The sequence below is a fragment of the Streptomyces sp. NA04227 genome (assembly GCF_013364195.1).
Lineage (GTDB): Bacteria > Actinomycetota > Actinomycetes > Streptomycetales > Streptomycetaceae > Streptomyces.
Window position 1 is genome coordinate 3,032,531 of record NZ_CP054918.1, and the last position, 21,439, is coordinate 3,053,969.

A 21,439-nucleotide genomic window follows, 5' to 3' on the forward strand; every position below is an offset into this window, starting at 1 on the left:
CAAACTGACGGGAGCGAACTCACGGGCCCGGCAGGAGGGAAGCAATGGACCGCGCAGAGCGGGTACCTCAGCAGCGGCACGCGGTCCCGGGGGCCGAGACCACAGGACCGGCTCCGCGCTTCAACGTGCTCGGCCCCGTACGCGCCTGGCGCGGCGACGAGCCCCTGCCCACCGGCTCCCCCCAGCAACGCGCCCTGCTCGCCGCCCTCCTGCTGCGCGAGGGCCGCACCGCCACCGCCTCAGAACTCATCGACGCCCTCTGGGGCGACGATCCCCCGTCCCAGGCCCTCGCGGCGGTACGTACGTACGCTTCCCGGCTGCGCAAGGTGCTCAGCTCGGACGTCCTGGTCAGCGAGGCGGGCGGCTACGCGATCCGGTTCGCCCTCGACCAGTTGGACCTGTCGGTCGCCGAAAGTCTGCGTACCGAAGCCGACAAGGCGCGTGCCGCCGGAGACCTCGGACACGCGCGGGCGCTGGTGGGCAAGGCTCTCGGCATGTGGGACGGCGAGCCGCTGGCCAACGTCCCGGGCCCCTTCGCCGAGACCCAGCGCACCCGGCTGGAGGAGTGGCGGCTCCAACTCCTCGAATCCCGGCTCGACATGGACCTCGAACACGGAGCCCACGCCGAGACCGTCGCCGAGCTGACCGCCCTGACGGCCGCGCATCCGCTGCGCGAGCGCCTGCGCGAGCTGCTGATGCTGGCCCTGTACCGCAGCGCCCGGCAGGCGGAGGCCCTCGCCGTGTACGCGGACACCCGGCGGATGCTCGCCGAGGAGCTCGGAGTCGACCCGAGCCAGGAACTCAAGGAACTCCAGCAGCGCATCCTGCAGGCCGACCCGTCGCTGGCCCAGATGTCGGCTCCGGTACCCGAACACGCCCCGACAGCGGTACGCCCCGCCCAACTCCCGGCCCGCGTCCCCGACTTCACGGGCCGCGACTCCCTGGTCCACGAACTGGGCGAGGTGCTCACCACGGCCGACGGGCGTGTGATGGCCGTCTCCGCGGTCGCGGGCATCGGCGGCGTCGGCAAGACCACGCTCGCCGTGCACGTCGCCCACGCGGCGCGGGGCTCCTTCCCCGACGGCCAGTTGTACGTGGACCTTCAGGGCACCAGCGCCGTACCGGCCGACCCGGAGGCGGTACTCGGCTCCTTCCTGCGAGCCCTCGGCACCGCCGAGTCCGCGATCCCCGAATCGCTGGACGAGCGGGCCGCCCTCTACCGCTCCACACTCGACAGCCGCCGGGTCCTCGTCCTCCTCGACAACGCCAAGGACGCCGCCCAGGTACGCCCGTTGCTGCCGGGCGCGGAGGGCTGCGCCGCGCTGGTCACCGGGCGGGTACGGATGGTCGACCTGGCGGGCGCACACCTGGTCGACCTCGACGTGATGTCACCCGAGGAGGCCCTGGAGCTGTTCACGCGGATCGTGGGCACCGAGCGCGTCTCCTCGGAACGCGAGGCCGCCCTGGACGTCGTCTCCGCCTGCGGTTTCCTCCCGCTCGCCATCCGTATCGCCGCCTCCCGGCTCGCCGCGCGCCGCACCTGGACCGTCTCGGTCCTCGCCGCGAAACTCGCCGACGAACGCCGCCGCCTCGACGAACTCCAGGCAGGCGACCTCGCCGTCAAAGCCACCTTCGAACTCGGCTACGGCCAGCTCGAACCCGCCCAGGCCCGCGCCTTCCGCCTGCTCGGCCTCGCCGACGGCCCCGACATCTCGCTGGCCGCGGCGGCAGCTCTGCTCGACCTGCCGATCGACGACGCCGAAGACCTCCTCGAAGCCCTCGTCGACACCTCACTGCTCGAATCCGCGGCCCCCGGCCGCTACCGCTTCCACGACCTCGTACGCCTCTACGCGCGTGCCTGCGCCGAACGCGACGAACACCCGCCGAGCGAACGCGACGCGGCCACCTCGCGCCTGCTCGACTTCTACCTGGCCACCGCCCGCAGGGTCTACGAGATCGACCGCCCCGGCGACCGCCTCGCCGACGGCCTCGAACCCACCGAGCAGGCCGGACTCACCTTCACCGAACGGCGCGCAGCCCAGGACTGGCTGTACGCGGAGGCCGTCCCGCTGCTGGCCTGCGTACGCCAGGGCGCCTCGCAGGTGATGACCCTCAGACGCGCCATCGACCTTTTGTGGGCCGCCGTCGACCTCGCCGAGTCCGGGGCCAACGCCCGCGAGTACGAGGCGGCCGCCACGGGCCTGTTCGACGCCGCGTGCGCCTGCGAGGACACCCGGGCCGAGGGCCGCGCCTCCATCGTGCTCGGCAACGCCCACCTGCTGACCGGCCGTTTCGACCAGGCCGACGAGGAGGGCCTGCGGGCCGTACGCCTGTCCCAGGCCGCCGGGGACCAGCTCACCGAGTGCTGGGCCTCCAACATGGTCGGCGCCATCGCCTTCTACCAGAACCGTTTCGACGTCGCCGAGGAGTACTTCCAGCGCGCCTACGAGGGCTTCGACGCCTACGGCGACGGCCCCGGCGCGGCAAGCGCCCTGTGCAACGTCTCCCGGGCCCACCTCGGCACCGGGCGCGCGGAGAGCGCCGTACGACTGGCCCAGCAGGGCACGGACATGTACGAGGCCATGGGCCACGCCCTCAAGGGAGCCAACGGCCGCTACGCACTGGGCATGGCCCTCAGCGCCAGCGGTCGGCACGCCGAGGCGGCGGAGCGGTTCACGGAGGCGCTCGAGGTGTTCCGCAGCAGCCGTCAGCGCCTCTGGGAAGGCATGACCATGCTCCGCCTCGCCGAACTCGACCTCGCCGTCCAGCGCCCCGCCCCCGCGGCGGCTCACGCCGAGGCGGCGCTGACCGTGTTGCGCGGCATCGGCGGCGAGTGGCGGCGCGGCAATGTGCTCACCGTCCTCGGCCGCGCCCTCAACCTGATCGGGCAGACCGGACGCAGCCAGGTCTGCTGGCGCGAAGCCCTCGCCATCTACGAGGAGTTGGGTTCGGACGAGGCCGAAGAAGTACGGGCCCTGCTCGCACCTGTTGCCGTCGCCTGAGGTTCCGCGGCATCAGCAATCCCTGCACAGAGCGGGCTTGACGCCCCGACAGGGCCGAGGCGCCCGTTACAGAGCCCGGGGCCTCTGCTGCGCAATGCGGGCAGAACGTTAATCGTTCGTTTATCACTGGACGGCAGTCTTGTTCCTGTCGATCCGTCGCAACGGGGGGCAGACGGACCGCTGATGAGGTTGTCCCACCTGTCATTTAGGGTGAGCGACCCATGGCGGCCCTGTCCGGACGTCCTCGGGGGAGTGTCCGGACGGGGCCGTAGTCGACCCCAAGAATTGCCAGTCACAGGAGTGAGCCATGTCCGCACAGAAGAACACCGAAGAGCAGACCATCAAGCCGCTCAACATACATGTCACGGACAACACCGACGAGGACGGCGTCAGCCCCGAGGCGAAGGTGCGCCGCCGCAAGGACGGTGCGAAGGACGACCAGGGCGGCGAGACCGACTTCAGCGCGGACAACATCCACGTCACCTCGGAGCCGGTCCGCTGAACCACTTCGCCGAATGAACCACTCCTCCGAAGACCCGGCCGCGACAGCTTGGAGGGGAGCTGTCGCGGCCGTGGTGTATTCGGGGTCGGGCTGGGTGCATTGGAGGCGGCCCCGCGAGGGCGCGGCGCGGCGCCATACGGCGCGGTCGGCCCGCCACAGCCTGGCGATGCCGCTGAGTTCCCCAATAAGCCCTGAACCACTCCATTGCGTGAAACCTGCCCACGACCTGCCGTTATCACGCTCAGTAATGGATTATGGGTCCAGTGCGACCCGTACGGAGCGGGGAACAGGGAACACGGCAGGGGGCAGGTGTCATGGGAACGGGGACAAGGGCGGCAGGCCGCGCGCCGGGGGAGGCGATTGCGCCGGGGGAGGCGATTGCGCCAGGGCAGAGGGGAACGGCGCAGACGGGAACGGCGCAGTCCTCGGCTGGGTCGGGTGAGCATGCCCGTAGGGAACGGGTACCGAAGTCGCGGGCGTCGAGGCCGAGTTCCGAGCTGACGAAGGCGAAGACCCACGGGGTGGGCGCAGCGCCTCGGGCATCGGACCCGCTGACCCTGGCAGCGGAGCAGCAGCCGTCAGCAGCGAAGGCGAAGTCCCGGAAGTCGAAGAAGACCAGCAAGGGGCCCGAAGGCCCGCCGAAGCCGAAGCTGGAGCCGTTGTCGGCGGATGAACTCCTCCCCTGCCTCCTGGGCCTCGAGACCCTGGACCACTGGGCCGAGGTGCTCCGCGAGCAGCCACCGTCGCCGCAATCCGCGGGACTTCTCGACGTACTGAGCCCCGAACTCCTCACTCCCCGCGGCCGTATCGACGCGCTCGCCGCACTGGAACGGCACATCTCCTGGCTCCAGGCCAAGCAGATGGACATGCTCGCCGCCATCGCCGCCCATACCGAGGAACACACTCCGCCGGCCAGCACAGCCACTCCCACCGATACGTGCGAAGACAGCGGTTCGCCGGGCGACGCCGCACCCGACGGTCAACCGGGCCCTGTCGCCACTCCGGTGCGGACCTTCGACGAAGAGCTGCTGGGCGACTGGCAGTTCGCTGCCGAAGAGGTGGCCTGCGCACTCCGGCTGGCCAACAACACGGCCAGCGACCGTCTGCAGACGGCACGGCAGTTGGACTCCAAGTTCCCGACCACCATGAACCTGCTCGGGCGGGGAGAGATCTCCTACCTGCAGGCGAAGGCGGTAGCCGACGTCTGCGAGACCCTGGACCCGCAGGTCGCCGAGCAGGTCGAGGCATCGGTCGCACCCAAGATGCCGTTCCAGCCCGCCGGGCGGACAAGGGCGGCACTGCGCCGCGCCATCCACCAAGTCGATCCGCGCGGCGCCGAGGAACGTCACCGCCGACGCAAACAGGAACGGGAAACCGTCTGTTACCCGCGGGAGGACGGTATGGCACTGTTCGGCGCCGTCCTCCCCGCGGAGCAGACCGCCCGTATGGAAGCGGCAGTCGACGAGCACGCGGCCCAGCTCGCCGAGGATGGCCGCAGCCTGCCCCAACGTCGCGCCGACGCCTTGTACGACCTTGTCGTTCACCGAGGCACCACAGCGGCCCGCGCTCTGCAACCGATCCGCGCCCTGCTCAACCCGCAAGGCAGCACGCCTGGTTCTGACCCCACGTCGTCCGCAGCCACCCCGGCAAACTCGACCGCGATGGCACTCCCAACGAAGCTCACAGCATCGGCAGCAACAACGGCGACCGGCGACAAGAGCCCCGCGCTGTGGACTCCCGATGCCGCGGTCGAGGCCGTGCTGAACGGCCCGGTCCCCACCACGGATCCCGTACGACGCCGCTCCGGCCGGTCACGCGGTATGGCGGTCGTGCAGGTCACGGTTCCCCTGGACGTACTCATCGGGGCGGACGACGGCCCTGCCGATCTGACGGGCTACGGCCCCATCACGGCAGAGCAGGCGCGAGCGATCGCCTTCGCGCCGGGCACCGTGTGGCGGCGCCTGATCACCCACCCCGAGACCGGCCTGCTGATCAAGAGCGACCCGACCACCTACCGCCCGACGGCGGAAACCGCGAGGCACGTGATCGCACGAGACGGCTGCTGTGCTTTCCCCAGCTGCCGTGTGCCCGCCTACCGTTGCGACCTCGACCACATCGAACCCTTCCATCACCGCTCCCCGGACCACGGTGGCAAAACGGTGCCCGACAATCTTCAACCGCTCTGCCGACGTCACCACCGGCTGAAGACACATCACGGTTGGAAGGTCACCCGGGACTCCAGGACCGGCATCGCGACTTGGACGAGTCCCGTCGGTCACCGGTACACCAACAAGCCCGTCGCGTACGGGCGGAGTCACGGAGGCAACCGCCCCACATCGTGAACGCGGCCACCCGCTCCGGGTTCGTGATGCTGAACGAAACCACGTGCACCACGTGCAGAGAGCCGCGCTCGCCGCGGACCTGCGTGGCGGAGGTTCGTCACCGGGCGTAGCGTCGGAAGGGAGAGCAGCCCCGAAGGAGGATGCCTGCGATGCGTTCCGCGAGTTTTCGCTATCTCCTCGGGTCGGTTCTTGCTCTCGTCGGAGCGGCGGCCGCCGTCTGGAGCCCCTTCCGTGCCTGGTACGACGGCCGTCACGGGCGTGACTTCCGCCTGGAGGACCTGTTCAGCAGCACCGGCGTCTCGAATACGAACGCCGAATTGCTCGGCTCGTTGTTCCTGCCGTTCGCAGTCGCCGCCGTGGTGACCGTCATCGCACTCGCCCTGAGATCACGCCTGCTGCTCGTGCTCGCCGGGTTGATCGTGCTCGGCTTCACCGCCCTGTGGATGACCCGTCAGGCACAGGAAGACGGCAGCCTGCGGGTGGCCGGAGACGGTACCGGCCTCGATCACGGAGCGGCCATGGCACTGGGTGGGGCGCTCCTCCTCCTGCTCGCGGCAGCGGTCCTGCCCGGACGGAAGTCGAAGCGACGGTCCGACCGAGCGGTCTCGTCGGCCCCAACAGCGGCATACGAGACCGCGGCAGCTCCGCCCCCGGCACCCACAACAACGGCGGTGCCACCGTCTGCGGCGTACGACCGCGCGGGATACGAGTCGAGCCGTACCGGATACGAAGCAGGCCGCACCGGACAGGAATCGGCATGGGTCGCCGGGCAGCAGACAGCCCAGCACAACATGCCGGGAGCCGGAGCTCGGGGGAACGAAGAGGAAGCCCCCACACGTGCGTGGCCGAGTCCCTACACGGCGGGGCGAGCCGCCGCTCAGCCCGCGGAAGCCGACCAGGAAACGGTCGCGGGAAGTTCCGCTGCCGCCTCGGATTCGCCGGGGTCGCCTGGTTCGCCTGGTTCGCCGACGACCGTCGACAGCTCAACGCCGACTCGCGAGATCGCCTACGGTGCCGATGACAACGGCGGCGAGGGGCTGACCCGGATCACCTGGGGTTCGTCATCGGGTTCCTCGGCCGAGGCCCCGAGTAGGCCCTCGAAGGGGCACCGTCCTTGGCGCACCCACGCGACGCACAAGCGGTCGTAGGGCTCGGTTGCTGCGCGTGCCCGTGGTGCTCGCAGCAACCAGTTGTTCCAGTAACCGCGTTGCTCCCGCGTACCGGCAACGCGGTGAGAGCAGTCGCGATCGGAGTACGCCGGTTGTGCAGTCAAGGCCGTGGTGGTGCGAGCGCACAAGCAACCCTGTGACGCCATGAGTCGCGGCAACTCGGGGCGGAGCGCAAGCCACCCAACCGACAGCCAGCCGACCCACAGTTGGCCGACCGCCTCCTCAACTCGCCCTGGTCCCGGTCCCCTTCCCCGCGTCGAGGGCGTAGACGCACCGGTCCTTGCTGCACGCGTAGACCACGCCTGCCTCCACCACGGGAGCGCCGGTGATCTCGCCTCCGGTGGCGAGTTTCCAGCGCAGGCGGCCGTCGTCGGCCTTCAGCGTGTAGAGCAGGTGGTCCGTGGAGCCGAAGTGGATCCGTCCCTCCGCGACCACGGGGGTGCCGACCACCTCGCCACCGGCCTGGAACCGCCACTTCGGGGTGCCGGTCACCGCGTCCAAGGTGTAGAGCCCCTTGCCGCTGCCCACATGCACATGACCACCCGCGACGAGTACGGGCTCGGTCGAGGAGCGGGACTCGGTGGCGATGCGCCAGCGGTCGCGGCCGTCGGTGGCGTCCAGGGCGTAGACGGTGCCGAGGTAGTCCGCGAGGTACACGCCGCCTCCAGTGACCGCCGGGCCCGGAGCGAAGGCGGGTGGGCTCAGGAACACCGCGGGGGCTTCGAAGTGCCAGCGGACGTGACCGCTGGCCACGTCGAGGGCGAGGGCTCGGGTACCGGCGGCGACGTAGACGTAACCGTCGGATGCCTGCGTCAGTCGGACCGGTACGCCGCCGCAGGAGGCCGCGTCACCGATGGGGTACGACCAGCGCTCGTCGCCGGTGCGGGCTTCGAGGGCGCGCAGTCGGGCGTCCTGCCAGACGTACACGGTGCCGTCGTGGAGCACGGGCCCCGCCTCGGCGTTCTCGAAGTCGGTCTGGGCCCCGGTGATCTCCCACAGCTTCTGCCCGCTGGACGCCTCCCATGCCTGGACGCCTCCGCCTCGGGTGCCGGTGACCACGGTGCCTCGTTCGGCCTGGAGCGAGTAGACCCAGGCGTCCGTGGACAGCCGCCACAGGTCGGTGCCCTCACGGGCGTCGAGAGCGTAGAGGGTGGGGCCGTCGGAGGCGTGGATGCGTCCGCCTGCCACCGCCATGGACCAGGCGACGTCCCGGGTCTTGAAGCGGCGGCGGCCGGTGCCCACATCGAGTGCGTGCACCTCGAAGGAGGTGACGTACACAAGGTCCCCGGCGACGGCGGGCGTGCCCCAGACGTCGTTGGACATCCGGAAGCGCCACGGACGCCAGGCACCGCCGGAGTCCGCCGCGGGCGCCGGGCTCGGCACGGCTGCTGGTTCGGCGTGAGGGGCGGGGCCCGCCTGGGACCGCGACCAGGAGCCGGCGAGACCCGTCTCGGCGGCGGGTGCCTGGACCGCAGCGGCACGTGCCTCGGCGACCCTCGGCCCGGGTCCGATCGGGACACGTGCACCGGCCAGGTGCACCGGCGCCGCGTCCGGGGCTTGGTGGGTGGCTCCGTTTCCGTTCACGTTGCCGGGGCCGCCGCCGTTGGCGTGACCGTTCGCGTTCCAGCCGTCGTCGCCGTTCCAGCCGCCCTCACCGGTGGCCGCGGCCTGCGCGGGTGCCGGAGCGTGGGCGGGGGGAACAGGCGAGGAGGGGCCCGGAGCCGGGGCGTGGTGCGGGGGCGGGGCGTGCCGAGGAGGGGGCGGGGCCGTGGCCGCACTGCTCTTGGGGGCGGCGGGGCGCGGCTTCTCCTTCGAGGCTGGACGACCGTTTCGGCGCGCCTCGATCAGGGCCACGGCTTGTTCCGGCAACCACGCCGAGGCGGTGCCGCTGTCGTCGGAGCCGGAGGCGAACAGGTGCGGGGCGAGCTGGGCCTGCAGGTCGGCGGGGCTGGGTCGCTCGGCGGCCTCCATTCCCATGCAGGCGTCGATCAGCGGGCGCAGTTCGTCGGGCAGGCCCTTCAGGTCCGGACCCTCGCGCAGCAGCATGAAGACTGTCTCCACCGGGTTGGCACCGTGGTACGGCGCGTGCCCCGTGGCCGCGAAGACCAGGGTGGACCCGAGCGAGAACACGTCGCTGGCCCCGGTCACGCTGCGGGAGTCCTTGGCCTGCTCCGGCGACATGTAGGCAGGGGTGCCCACGGCGACGTTCGTCATGGTCAGCCGGGTGTTGGAGACGCCCGAGGCGATACCGAAGTCGATGACGCGGGGGCCGTCCTCCACGACCAGGACGTTCGAAGGCTTGAGGTCGCGGTGGACCAAGCCGGCCCCGTGGATGGACTGCAGCGCCTCGGCGATTCCGGCGGCGAGCCACCGTACGGCCTGGACCGGCAGCGGTCCGCACTCGTTCACTATTTCTTCGAGGGAGGGCGCCGGTACGTACGCGGTGGCGAGCCACGGGACGGCGGCGCGGGGGTCGGCGTCGACGACGGCGGCGGTGTAGAAACCGGAGACCGCGCGGGCGGCCTCCACCTCACGGGTGAAGCGGACGCGGAAGAGCTGGTCCTCGGCGAGCTCGGTCCTGACCGTCTTGATCGCCACGCGCCGCCCGGAAGCGGAGCGCGCGAGATAGACCAGTCCCATGCCGCCGGCTCCGAGCCGGCCAAGCACCTCGAACGGACCGATCCGTCTCGGATCATGCTGCGTCAGCTGATCGACCACTTGCCTGCCACCTCCCCGTACGGGTCGCTTCTCGAGTTGCAACCCCGTGCAGCGTCTCACCACCGAAAGGCACGGCGGAACGCACCCCGATTCTTCCTGTCCGGGCTCCCGGTTGCGAACCCGGGGCAGGATCGGGGTGTCTCTGGACAAAACCCTCACGAATCCCGCGCCGATACGGCCTCGCAACCCCCATGACCAGGCTGCCGGTCCCCCGTTCAGCCTTCAAGGACTCCACGGTGCGACACAGGGTTGCCGCCCGCCGCGGGGCCGCGCGTGCAGATCTCATGAAGAACTGGGGACGGAACGCCCGAGTCCGGGCTGGAATGATCGATTCCGGGGCTTTTCAGCCTTGCGGGGCGGGATGGGGGCGCGCCTCACACGTCCTGCAGTACGGCGAACTCCGCTCCCTGGTTGTCGATGAGTACGGCCATACGTCCGTAGGGAGCCACGTCGAAGGGATCCGCGGTGACCCGGCCGCCGAGGCGGACGACGGAGGCGGCGGTGGCATCGCAGTCGGCGACGTTGAAGTAGACGAGGAAGTGGGGCGGCAGTTCGGCGGGGAAGGACGCGTCGACGACGCTCCGGCCGCCGACCGCGGTCTGCGGGCCGGGTTCCTCCCCGGCGGGTGACCACATGCGGAAGTCGAGGACCTCGTCGGGAGCGTCGGTGGTTCCGTAGCCGAAGACGTCCTCGTAGAAGGGGTCGACCTTGGTCTTGTCGCGGCAGTAGACCTCGGTCCAGCAGAAGGAGCCGGGGCTCTGTTGGAGCTCGAAACCGGTGTGGGTGCCGCCCTGCCACAAGCCGAACACGGCGCCCTCCGGATCGGCGGCCAGCGCCATCGTCCCGAACGGCCCCACGGACAACGGCTCCCGTACGACGCCACCGCCCGCCCCGCGGATCCTGCGGCACAGGGCGACGGCGTCGGGGGTGGCGAAGTAGACCGTCCACACGGTGGGCATGCGGCCGTCCCGCTTCGGGGCGAGGGCGGCGACGTTGCGGCCGTCGCGGTAGGCCTGCGTGTAGAAGCCGTGCTCGCGCTCGGCGCCGCCGTCGAAGGTCCACTGGAAGAGTTCGCCGTAGAAGCGCTTGCCTGCCTCCAGGTCGGGCAGCATCGCGTCGACCCAACAGGGGACGCCTTCGGCGGCTTCGGCCATGGGCACGGTCCTTCCCGTACGTCTCCACAACGGCCCGGCAGGTCCGGTACGTCTCCGCCCCGGGCGGGCCGGCGTGGAGGAGGGCTGTGGCACCCGTCACAGGCCAAGCTAGCGCGCGCGATGCGTGCGCGCAGGGCGCAGTCGGGCGGCAGGGTGGGCCGGAGGCGCCGGGGTCCCGGGTGGGGGCGCAGGGCCGCGGGGTCGCGGCCTCGATGCTGCGGAGCCGGGGACCGCCGGGCCCACGGCGGCGGCACGGCGGCGGTACGCGGTCCGGAAACGGCGCGCGGCGAGCCGGCCACTGTCCGGGAACGGCGTCCAATGTCGCCTCAACCCCATTTGCAGTCGGTCAAATCGCGCTCCGATCACCCCTCGGTAAGCTGACGGGCATGACAGGACAGGTAAGAACCGTCGACGGCCGTGTGGCCGGGCGGCGCGGTCAGGCGACGCGCCAGAAGCTGCTCGACTGCCTCGGCGAGATGCTCAGTTCCTCGCCCTACCGGGATGTCAAAGTCATCGATGTGGCGCGCAAGGCGGGTACCTCGCCGGCGACCTTCTACCAGTATTTCCCGGACGTCGAAGGCGCCGTACTGGAGATCGCGGAGCGCATCGCCGTGGAGGGAGCGGGGCTCAACTCGCTCGTGGAGGAACGTTCCTGGGCCGGTAAGGGCGGCTGGCAGACCTCGCAGGATCTGGTCGACGGCTTCCTCGACTTCTGGCGCAGAAACGATGCGATCCTGCGGGTGATCGACCTCGGCGCGGCCGAAGGGGACAAACGGTTCTACAAGATCCGTATGAAGGTCCTCAACTCCGTGACCCACGCGCTCACGGACGCCGTCTCCGAGCTCCAGTCCAAGGGCAAGGTCGACAAGGACCTCAACCCGGCGGCGATCGCCGGATCCCTCGTCGTGATGCTGGCGGCGGTTGCCTCGCACCAGAAGGGCTTCCAGACCTGGGGCGTCAAGCAGGCGGAGCTCAAGCCCAACCTCGCCACGCTCGTGCACCTCGGCGTTACGGGCAGGAAGCCCACGAAGTAGGGCCGCAGCAGCCCACCAAGTAGGGCCACGCAGCAGGCGAGTAGCTCGGCGGGACGCGCCAACTCCCGGCTTGCCGCCCTCGGATGTACCAGCTCCGACAGCCCGTCTCGCCGCCTCGCTCGGGCACTCTTCGTCGTGCAATGGCGCACAGCGTTCGTACGACAGCGCACCGCCTTTCCCCTCGGAGCCTCTCCCCCTCGGTGACTCCGCTCCACGGCCCGGCCTTTCTCCCGGTCACTCCGTGCGCCCCGGCCCGGTTCTGCCTCCGCGCTGCCTCCGCGCTGCCGCCAGTCACCCGTCCCGGCAGGCCGAGCGAACCCCCACATCACCTGCGCGCGACAATCGCCGTATGACCGACTCGTCGGAACCGCGCCGCCCGGATCCCACACCCACACACGCCTCCGGCCGCGCCCAAACCCAAGCGCAGACCCAGGCCCAGGAGCAGGACCAGGCCCAAACCAAGGCCCAAGCCCGGGAGCAAGCCGAAGGCGAAGCCCAACCCCCCGTCCCCTCCCCTACCCCCGCCCCTTCCCCCACCCAAGCGACCTTCGACCACCTCCTCCACACCCTCCCCGTCTGGCACCCCTCCCGCACCCAACTGCCCTCCTTCGACACCGAGAGCGCGCCGGACACCCCGCTCCCCCTCTTCCACGACTGGTTCGCGCAGGCCGCGGCGGCCGGGCAGGCGGAGCCGCAGACGATGTCGCTGGCCACCTCGGACGAGGACGGGCGGGCGGACGTACGCATCGTGATGCTGCACGGGGCCGATGCCGAAGGCTGGTGGTTCGCGACGCATGCGGGGAGCCGTAAGGGCAGGCAGTTGCGGACGACGCCGTATGCCACGCTCGGCTTCTACTGGTCCGTGCAAGGGCGCCAAGTACGAGTGCGCGGTGCCGTACGGGCGCAGTCGGGGGAGGCGGGGCAGGCGGATCTGCGGGCGCGTTCGACGGGAGCGTTGGCTTCGGCGCTGGTCGGCAGGCAGAGCGAACTGCTCGATTCCTACGACCAGTTGGCACGGGCATCCGAGGCGGCCTGGAAGCGGGCGGGCCGTGAACCCGACGCCCAGGCACCGAGTTGGACCCTGTACCTGCTCGAACCGGACGAGGTCGAGTTCTTCCAGGGCGACATCCACCGACGGCACGTACGCCTCCGCTACCGCCGCTCCGCCCACCAACCCCCCATCTGGCAAAAGGAATTGCTCTGGCCCTGAGCCGAGCCCCGCCGCACCACGAGCCCCGCCGCACCCCGCCCCACCAGCCACCAACCACCAACCACCAACACGGACCGAACCGTGACCCTTTCGCAATACATTTCACCTTTGACCGAGACCCATCAACTCAAGAGCTGATTACTCTCGCGTACATGCCCCACTCGTCACACCACGGCCAACTCCCCCACAGCAGGCTCCCCCAGGACCAACCACCCCGCCGCACCGAGGACCACCCGGTCTACGTCATCGGCGGCGGGCCGGGCGGTCTGGCGGTGGCACGTGAGTTGCGGGGGCGGGGCGTACGGGCCGTGGTGCTCGAACGGGCGGAGAGTGTCGGCGGGTCCTGGCGGCGGCACTACGACCGGCTGCGGCTGCACACCTCCCGCCGCGCCTCCTCGCTGCCCGGCCTGCCCATCCCGCGCCGGTTCGGGCGCTGGGTGGGCCGCGACGACATGGTGCGCTACCTGGAGAAGTACGCGGAGCACCACGAGCTGGAGGTCGTCACCTCGGTGGAGGTCTCCCGCATCGAACGGACCGAGGACGGCGAGGGCTGGCTGCTGCACGCCTCCGGCGGCCGTCGGCTGACCGGCAGTGCCGTGGTGGTGGCGGCCGGGTACAGCCACACCCCGCACCTGCCCGACTGGGCGGGCTCCGAGAGCTACACCGGCGAGCTGCTGCACGCCGCCCACTACCGCGACCCCCGCCCCTACCGCGACCGCGACGTCCTCGTGGTCGGCGCGGGCAACACCGGTGCGGACATCGCCGTGGACCTGGCCGAGGGCGGGGCCGCGCAGGTACGGCTCGCGGTGCGCGGAGCGCCGTATCTGGTGCGGCGTTCCGTGCTCGGCGTGCCCGTGCACCGGGCGGGGATCGTGCTGCGGCGGCTGCCGGCCCCACTCGTCCGGTGGCTGACCCGGGTCGGGGTACGGGTGGCGGTGCAGGACCTCACCGCGTACGGGCTGCCGCGCCCGGACGCCGGAATCTCGGCTCGGGCACCGCTGGGCACCCTCCCGGTGCTGGGCACGGGCCTGGTCCGCGCCGTGCGGAAGAGGAAGGTGGTACCGGTGGCCGCGGTCGAGGCCTTCGAGGGTGACAAGGTCCTCCTGGCCGACGGCAGTCGTCTGGCGCCCGAGGTGGTGATCGCGGCGACCGGCTACCGGCCGGGCCTTCAGCCCCTGGTCGGCCACCTCGACGTCCTGGACGAGCGCGGGCTGCCGCGGGTCCGCGGCGCCCGCAGCCCGCGGCACGCCCCCGGCCTCTTCTTCACCGGCTACACCAACCCCATCAGCGGCATGCTCCGCGAACTGGCCCTGGACGCACGGAAGATCGCGAAGAAGATCGCGAAGCAGGCCGCCCGCCACCGCTGAGCGGCGGCCCCGCCCCGCATCAAACTCGTTTGCCGCCCCGGCGGTCCCCCACCCACAATGCGCCCCATGGGACATCTCGAAGCGGCGCACGTGGAGTACTACCTGCCGGACGGACGTGCGCTGCTCGGCGACGTCTCGTTCCGGGTCGCGGAGGGCTCCGCGGTCTCCCTGGTCGGGCCGAACGGCGCGGGCAAGACCACCCTGCTGCGTCTGCTCGCCGGTGAGCTCCAGCCGCACGGCGGCACCGTGACGGTCAGCGGCGGGCTCGGGGTCATGCCGCAGTTCGTCGGCAGTGTGCGCGACGAGCGGACGGTGCGCGACCTGCTGGTCTCGGTCGCGCCGCCACGTATCAAGGCCGCCGCGGCGGCGGTGGACACCGCCGAGGAAGCGATCATGACGGTCGACGACGAGGCGGCCCAGATGCGCTACGCCCAGGCACTCTCCGACTGGGCCGAGGCCCAGGGCTACGAGGCCGAGACCCGCTGGGACATCTGCACCATGGCCGCGCTCGGCGTCCCGTACGAGAAGGCGCAGTGGCGGCGGGTGAACACGCTCTCCGGCGGTGAGCAGAAGCGGCTCGTACTGGAGGCGCTGCTGCGCGGCCCCGACGAGGTGCTGCTGCTCGACGAGCCGGACAACTATCTCGACGTGCCCGGCAAGCGCTGGCTCGAGGATCAGCTCCGGTCGACCCGTAAGACCGTGCTGTTCGTCTCCCACGACCGCGAACTGCTCGCCCGCGCGGCCGAGAAGATCGTGAGTGTGGAGCCGGGGCCGTCCGGGGCGGACGTGTGGGTGCACGGCGGCGGCTTCGGTACGTATCACGAGGCGCGCAAGGAACGCTTCGCGCGCTTCGAGGAGTTGCGGCGCCGCTGGGACGAGAAGCACGCCCAGCTGAAGAAGCTGGTGCTCAGCCTGCAGCAGGCGGCCGCGGTCAGCCACGAGATGGCCTCGCGGTACGCGGCCGCGCAGACCAGGCTGCGCAAGTTCGAGGAGGCGGGGCCGCCGCCGGAGCCGCCGAGGGAACAGGACATCACGATGCGGCTGCGCGGCGGCCGTACCGGGGTGCGGGCCGTCACCTGCGAGCAACTGGAACTGACCGGCCTCATGCAGCCGTTCGACCTGGAGGTCTTCTACGGGGAGCGGGTGGCCGTACTCGGTTCCAACGGCTCGGGCAAATCGCACTTCCTGCGGCTCCTCGCGGGTGAGGACGTGGCGCACACGGGCGCCTGGAAGCTCGGCGCCCGCGTGGTGCCCGGCCACTTCGCGCAGACCCACGCCCACCCCGAACTCCTCGGCCGCACCCTCCTGGACATCCTCTGGCTCGACCACGCCCGTGACCGCGGCGCCGCGATGTCCGCACTGCGCCGCTACGAGCTCACCGCCCAGGCGGAGCAGCCCTTCGACCGGCTCTCCGGCGGCCAGCAGGCCCGGTTCCAGATCTTGCTGCTCGAACTCGCCGGTACGACGGCCCTGTTGCTGGACGAGCCGACGGACAACCTCGACCTGGACAGCGCCGAGGCCCTTCAGGAGGCGCTGGAGGCGTACGAGGGGACGGTGCTCGCGGTGACCCACGACCGGTGGTTCGCCCGTTCCTTCGACCGGTTCGTGGTGTTCGGCTCGGACGGGCGACTGCGGGAGACCACCGAGCCGGTCTGGGACGAGCGGCGGGTCGAACGCAAGCGCTGAAACGGTTACTCCAAGTACCTCCGGGGTACCCAAGAGTCAGCGGTGGGCCACCGTGGCCTCTCGTTCCCCGGTCGTCCACCGTGCCACACGGCCCTGTTCCCGACAGGCCGCCAGTTCAGTAACTGACCCTGCATCAGATACATGTCTGCTTCAGATACACGTCTGCTTCAGATCACTCACTGCAACTGCCGTCGACAGGAGCGGGGCGGGACATGCTCGGATCGACCCATGGCACCCTCACCACCCATGGCCGCCGCGGCCCGGCGGGCGAGGAGCCCCATCCGGCGCACACGGGCGAGCGGGGCGCGGACCCGGTACGGGACGACGTGGACGTCAGCGGCCGCCCGCTCCACCTCGGCATACCGGACCTCGACCGCCTGTTCCGCCCCGACACGGTGACCGTGATCGGCGCGAGCGACACCGACGGCGACCCCGCCACCCCGCTCACGGCCCAACTCTGCACCTGGGCCGAGCGGATCGGGGCACGGCTCCATCTGGTGGGTACGCCTCAGGGAAGCCCGTACGGACTGCCTCGCGCCGCGCCGGTCACCGAAGCGGCGGACCTCGCCGTCCTGTTGCACACGGATCCGGGACCGCTCTTTGGCCAACTCGCCGAGGCCAAGGTCAAGTTCATCGTCGTGGTGGGCGAAGCACATGCGGCACGGCACGATGCGGCACGCGGCACGGACACGGCGGCTCAATTCCCGCCCGGCGGCTTCCCGCCCGGCCCCCTGTCGGGTGCACACCGCCGAACGCCCACCACCCCCGGCTTCACCCCCCGCCTGCTCGGTCCCACTACAGGCCTCGGCACCTTCGAGCCCCTCCGCGACGACCTCACCGGCCCCGCGATCGCCCTGATCACCCGTACCGAGGACGAGGGCCGCCCACTGCTCGGCCTACAGCAACTGGGCGTACGGCTCTCGCACTGGGCCGAGACGGGCAGCGGAGCCGGAACCCGTGCCCGGCCCGAGACCGGCGGCGGAGCCCAGATCGGTGACGGAGCCGGGATCGGCAGAGGGGCCCAATTCGACACAGGGGCTCGGATCGGCACAGGGGCCCAGATCGGTACAGGGGCCCAGATCGGTACAGGGACCCAGATCGGTACAGGGACCCAGATCGGTACAGGGACCCAGATCGGTACCGGAGCCGAAACCGCCGCCACGGCAGGGGCCGCAGCGGCGGACCACGCCCTGAAACACCCCCTCACCACAGCGGACTTCCTCGCCTACTTCGCCGAGCAGCCCGAAGTCGGCGCCATCGCCTGCTGCCTCGGCCCGCTGCACGACGGCCGCGCCTTCCTGCTCGCCGCCGACCACGCGGCCCGCCGCCGTACCCCCGTCGTGGTCATGCGTACGACCACCGAACCGGACCGCGCGCCCACCACCCTCAACCCGAGCCCCGGCCCCGGCCCCGGCCCCGGCCCAATCTCCACCCCCACCCCCACCAGCACCCCCACCTCCGTACTGGACGCAGCCCTACGCCAATACGGCGTAATCCGAGTGGACACCCCCGACCAACTGCAGGACACCGCAGCCCTGTTGGCCCGTGCGCGCCCGCCGCAGGCGGAGGGCGTCGCCGTCCACTCCCTCTCCCCCGCTGCCGCCGCCCACTTCCGCGCCCTCGCCGCGGAAGCGGGCCTGCGACTCGCCGCTCCACCCGCCCCACCCGCTCCACCCGCCGCCCTCAACCCCACCACCCCCGAATCCCTCCTCTCCGACCCGGCGGTGGGCACCCTCGTCTGCCCCCTGCCCACCCCTTCCGCACCCGGAATCGAGGTGTACGTAAGGGAATTGGCGACCCTGGCGGAGCGGACCGACAAGCTGGTGTGTGTGGTGTGGGGTTCACCTCTCGGCACCGAACCCGCGTACCGCACCACGCTGCTCGGCTCCGCTCGCGTGGCGACCTTCCGCACGGTCGCCCACTGCCTCACCGCGCTCCGCGCCCACCTGGACCACCACCGCTTCGTCACCCGGTACCGCTCGCCCTTCGACGAGGCGCCCCGCACCCCCTCCCCCAGCCTGCGCAAGGCGGACGCGCTGATCCGGCCGGGCACCCGGCTGAGCGAGCACGCGGCCAAGCAACTGCTGCGCGCGTACGGGATCAGGGTGCCGCGCGAGCAGTTGGTGACCAGTGCGGCGGCGGCCGTACGGGCCGCCGCCCAGGTCGGCTACCCGGTGGCCCTGAAGGCGTCCGGCCCCCGGCTCGCGCACCGTTTCGAACGCGGACTGGTACGGCTCGGGCTGAGCGCGGCCAGCCAAGTACGCGACGCCTACCGGGAGTTGACGGAGATCGCCCGCTACGAGGGGGTGGCCCTCGACGGGGTGCTGGTCTGCCAGATGGTGGAGCGGGGTGTGGAAATGGCGGTACGGGTGTCCCGTGACGCCGTGTTCGGTCCGACGGTCTCGCTCCGGCTCGGTGGGGTACTGGCCGAGGCACTACGGGACGAGGCACTCGCGGTACCGCCCTTCGGCGAGGACCGCGCCCGCGCGATGCTCGGTGAACTGAGCGGCCGCGGCCTGCTCGACGGCGTGCGTAACCTCCCGCCCGCCGACGTCGACGCCCTGGTCGAAGTCGTCCTGCGGGTGCAGCGGCTCGCCCTCGAACTCGACGGCAGAATCGCCGAGTTGGACGTGGACCCGCTCATGGTGCTGCCCCAGGGCAGCGGCGCGGTCGCCCTCGGCGCGGTCGCGGTCTGCGATTAGCACGCGGTCACGGTCCGCGAATTGCACGCGGTCGCGGTCCGCGAATTGCACGCAGTCGCAGTCCTGCGAACGGCCTTTGCGCAGGCGGGCGCGCATTGCCGACAGCCGGGTGCACGATGGGGCCTGCGACTATCCCGCCGCACCCGGCCATTCACAACGGTCGCACCCGCCGAATCACCAGCACCATCAACGCGGCCGCCGCACACAGCGCCCCGGAGGCGTACCAGACGACGTTGTACGAGCCGAAGACGTCGCGGGCAAGGCCGCCGAGTCCGGCCACCAGGGCGGCGCCAAGCTGGTGCGAGGCGAGGACCCAGCCGAAGACGATGGCGCTGTCGTCCCCGTAGTGCTCGCGGCACAGGGCGAGGGTGGGCGGGACGGTGGCCACCCAGTCCAGGCCGTAGAAGACGATGAAGAAGATCATCGGCGGGTTGACGTCGGGGGCCAGCAGGATCGGCAGGAAGAGGAGGGAGATGCCGCGCAGCGCGTAGTAGACGGCGAGCAGGCGGCGGGCCTCGAAGCGGTCGGTGAACCAGCCGGAGGCGATGGTGCCGATGATGTCGAAGATGCCGATCACCGCGAGCAGGGAGGCGGCGGCGGGCACCGGCATGCCGTGGTCGTGGGCGGCGGGGATGAAGTGGGTCTGGATCAGCCCGTTGGTGGAGGCGCCGCAGATCGCGAAGGATCCGGCGAGCAGCCAGAAGGTGCCGGTACGGGAGGCGGTAGCCAGTACCCGCAGGGCGCGGCGGGCGGCGCCGGTGACGGGTGCGGGCTTGGGTACGTGTGCGGTGGCGCCGTAGGGGCGCAGGCCCACGTCGTCCGGGTGGTCGTGCAGGAGCAGCCAGACGAACGGGACGACGGCGAGCGCGGCGAGGGAGACGGTGACGGCCGCCGGGCGCCAGTCGTGTTCCTCGACGATCCAGGACAGCAGCGGCAGGAAGATGAGCTGGCCGGAGGCGGAGGCCGCGGTCAGGATGCCGGTCACCAGGCCGCGCCGCTCGGTGAACCAGCGGTTGGTGACGGTCGCCGCGAAGGCCAGCGCCATCGAGCCACTGCCGAGGCCGACAAGCACGCCCCAGCAGAGCAGCAGCTGCCAGGGCTCGGTCATCCACACGGTGATTCCCGAGCCGACGGCGATCACGGTCAGGGCGACGGCGACCACCCGCCGCACACCGAACCGGTCCATCAGCGCGGCGGCGAACGGCGCGGTGAGCCCGTAGAGCGCGAGGTTGACCGAGACGGCGGCTCCGATCGTGCCGCGCGACCAGCCGAACTCCTCGTGCAGCGGGTCGAAGAGGAGGCCGGGCAGGGAGCGGAAGGCCGCCGCGCCGATGATCGTCACGAAGGCGACGGCGGCGACGAACCAGGCACGGTGAACCCGTCGGGGAGGCCGGACGGGGCCACGCACGGCGGCGGCTTCGGAGGAGATCTGGGTCACCGCCCCAGCATGCGTGTCCTGTCATGAACTCAGCGAGTGGCCCGAGGGACAGCATTCGCTAGGATCGGGCCATGGCTCCGATCCGCCGCCCGGCGCGGCCACACAGCGCGGCGGCCTCCCGGCACCGGGTGGTCGTTCTGGCCATGGACGGCCTGCTGCCCTTCGAACTCGGCATCCCGCAGCGCATCTTCGGCCTGGCCAAGGACGCCCACGGACACCCGCTGTACGAGATCCTGACCTGTGCGCTGCGGGCGGGCCCGGTCCGGACCGACGGCGACTTCGCCGTCCTGGTGGACCACGGCCCCGAACTCCTCGCCACCGCCGACACGGTGGTCGTGCCGGCCTCCTACGAGCTCGGCCCGGTGCACGAAGAGGGCAGGCTCACCGGGGAACTCGCGGCGGCGCTCGGCCACATCAGACCCGGCACCCGGCTGGTGGCGATCTGTACGGGCGGGTACGTACTGGCCGCCGCGGGCTACCTCAACGGCCGGCCCGCCACCACGCACTGGGCCTCGGCCGACCACTTCCAGGAGTTGTTCCCGAAGGTCGAGGTCGACGCGGACGTGCTGTTCGTGGACGACGGCGACGTCCTGACCTCGGCCGGGGTGGCCGCCGGGATCGACCTGTGCCTGCACATCGTGCGCCGCGACCACGGCACCGCGGTCGCCAACGAGGTGGCCCGCCGTACGGTGGTGCCGCCGCACCGGGACGGCGGACAGGCCCAGTACATCGAACGCCCGCTGCCGGAACCGCAGTTGGCGACCACCACGGCGGCCCGGGCCTGGGCCCTGGACCGGCTGCACGAGCCGATCCAGCTGCGCGACCTGGCCGAACGCGAGGCGATGTCGGTACGGACCTTCACCCGCCGCTTCCGCGAGGAGGTCGGCGTGAGCCCCGGCCAGTGGCTGACCCGTCAACGGGTGGAGCGGGCACGGCAGTTGCTGGAGTCCAGCGACCTGAGCATCGACCAGATCGCCCAGGACGCGGGGTTCGGCACGGCCCAGTCGATGCGCCAGCATCTGCAGTCCGCCCTGGGGGTGACCCCCACCGCGTACCGCCGCACGTTCCGCACGGCCGGACGGTGAGCCGAGCGCGAAGGAGGGCAGCACCCGGAC

At 71.3% G+C, this 21,439-nt stretch carries 13 protein-coding genes; 10 read left to right on the forward strand and 3 right to left on the reverse strand.

All coding sequences use genetic code 11. From position 1 onward, the window contains the following. Window positions 1-44 precede the first annotated feature (44 nt). From HUT18_RS12915 to HUT18_RS34310, 4 genes are all read left to right on the forward strand, one after another. On the forward strand, window positions 45-3,002 hold the full coding sequence (locus tag HUT18_RS12915) for an AfsR/SARP family transcriptional regulator (protein ID WP_176100585.1): 2,958 nt from the start codon (window positions 45-47) through the stop codon (window positions 3,000-3,002). Window positions 3,003-3,309: 307 nt separating this feature from the next. Next, window positions 3,310-3,504 carry a hypothetical protein gene (locus HUT18_RS12920; protein WP_176100587.1) on the forward strand — a complete coding sequence of 65 codons (195 nt, stop codon included), beginning with the start codon at window positions 3,310-3,312 and terminating at the stop codon, window positions 3,502-3,504. A gap of 521 nt (window positions 3,505-4,025) precedes the next feature. After that, window positions 4,026-5,846 carry an HNH endonuclease signature motif containing protein gene (locus HUT18_RS12925; RefSeq protein ID WP_254878566.1) on the forward strand — a complete coding sequence of 607 codons (1,821 nt, stop codon included), beginning with the start codon at window positions 4,026-4,028 and terminating at the stop codon, window positions 5,844-5,846. A gap of 149 nt (window positions 5,847-5,995) precedes the next feature. Next, entirely contained in the window at window positions 5,996-6,994 is a 999-nt protein-coding gene (locus HUT18_RS34310) for a hypothetical protein (RefSeq protein WP_176100589.1), read from the forward strand. Between the two features lie 243 nt (window positions 6,995-7,237). Here HUT18_RS34310 and HUT18_RS12935 read toward each other — a convergent pair whose 3' ends face one another. Beyond that, window positions 7,238-9,733: a PQQ-binding-like beta-propeller repeat protein gene (locus HUT18_RS12935; RefSeq protein WP_176100591.1), complete on the reverse strand. Its 2,496-nt coding sequence runs from the start codon at window positions 9,731-9,733 to the stop codon at window positions 7,238-7,240. Window positions 9,734-10,107: 374 nt separating this feature from the next. After that, window positions 10,108-10,887, reverse strand: a complete 780-nt coding sequence (locus tag HUT18_RS12940) for a VOC family protein (protein ID WP_176100593.1) — start codon at window positions 10,885-10,887, stop codon at window positions 10,108-10,110. Window positions 10,888-11,273: 386 nt separating this feature from the next. Here HUT18_RS12940 and HUT18_RS12945 point away from each other — a divergent pair, with 386 nt between their 5' ends. From HUT18_RS12945 to HUT18_RS12965, 5 genes are all read left to right on the forward strand, one after another. Further along, complete coding sequence (locus HUT18_RS12945) at window positions 11,274-11,921, forward strand: TetR family transcriptional regulator (RefSeq protein ID WP_176100595.1); 648 nt, start codon at window positions 11,274-11,276, stop codon at window positions 11,919-11,921. Between the two features lie 598 nt (window positions 11,922-12,519). Next, window positions 12,520-13,131 carry a pyridoxal 5'-phosphate synthase gene (locus HUT18_RS12950; RefSeq protein WP_254878993.1) on the forward strand — a complete coding sequence of 204 codons (612 nt, stop codon included), beginning with the start codon at window positions 12,520-12,522 and terminating at the stop codon, window positions 13,129-13,131. 152 nt (window positions 13,132-13,283) lie between these two features. Beyond that, window positions 13,284-14,498, forward strand: coding sequence for an NAD(P)/FAD-dependent oxidoreductase (locus HUT18_RS12955; RefSeq protein WP_176100599.1), 1,215 nt, complete (start codon window positions 13,284-13,286; stop codon window positions 14,496-14,498). A gap of 66 nt (window positions 14,499-14,564) precedes the next feature. Then, entirely contained in the window at window positions 14,565-16,184 is a 1,620-nt protein-coding gene (locus HUT18_RS12960) for an ABC-F family ATP-binding cassette domain-containing protein (protein ID WP_176100601.1), read from the forward strand. 212 nt (window positions 16,185-16,396) lie between these two features. After that, complete coding sequence (locus tag HUT18_RS12965; protein WP_176100603.1) at window positions 16,397-18,886, forward strand: acetate--CoA ligase family protein; 2,490 nt, start codon at window positions 16,397-16,399, stop codon at window positions 18,884-18,886. Between the two features lie 151 nt (window positions 18,887-19,037). Here HUT18_RS12965 and HUT18_RS12970 read toward each other — a convergent pair whose 3' ends face one another. Then, window positions 19,038-20,324: an MFS transporter gene (locus HUT18_RS12970; RefSeq protein WP_176100605.1), complete on the reverse strand. Its 1,287-nt coding sequence runs from the start codon at window positions 20,322-20,324 to the stop codon at window positions 19,038-19,040. A 71-nt stretch (window positions 20,325-20,395) separates the two neighbouring features. Between HUT18_RS12970 and HUT18_RS12975 the strand changes: the two genes are divergently transcribed. Then, complete coding sequence (locus HUT18_RS12975) at window positions 20,396-21,409, forward strand: GlxA family transcriptional regulator (protein ID WP_176100606.1); 1,014 nt, start codon at window positions 20,396-20,398, stop codon at window positions 21,407-21,409. Window positions 21,410-21,439 lie beyond the last annotated feature (30 nt).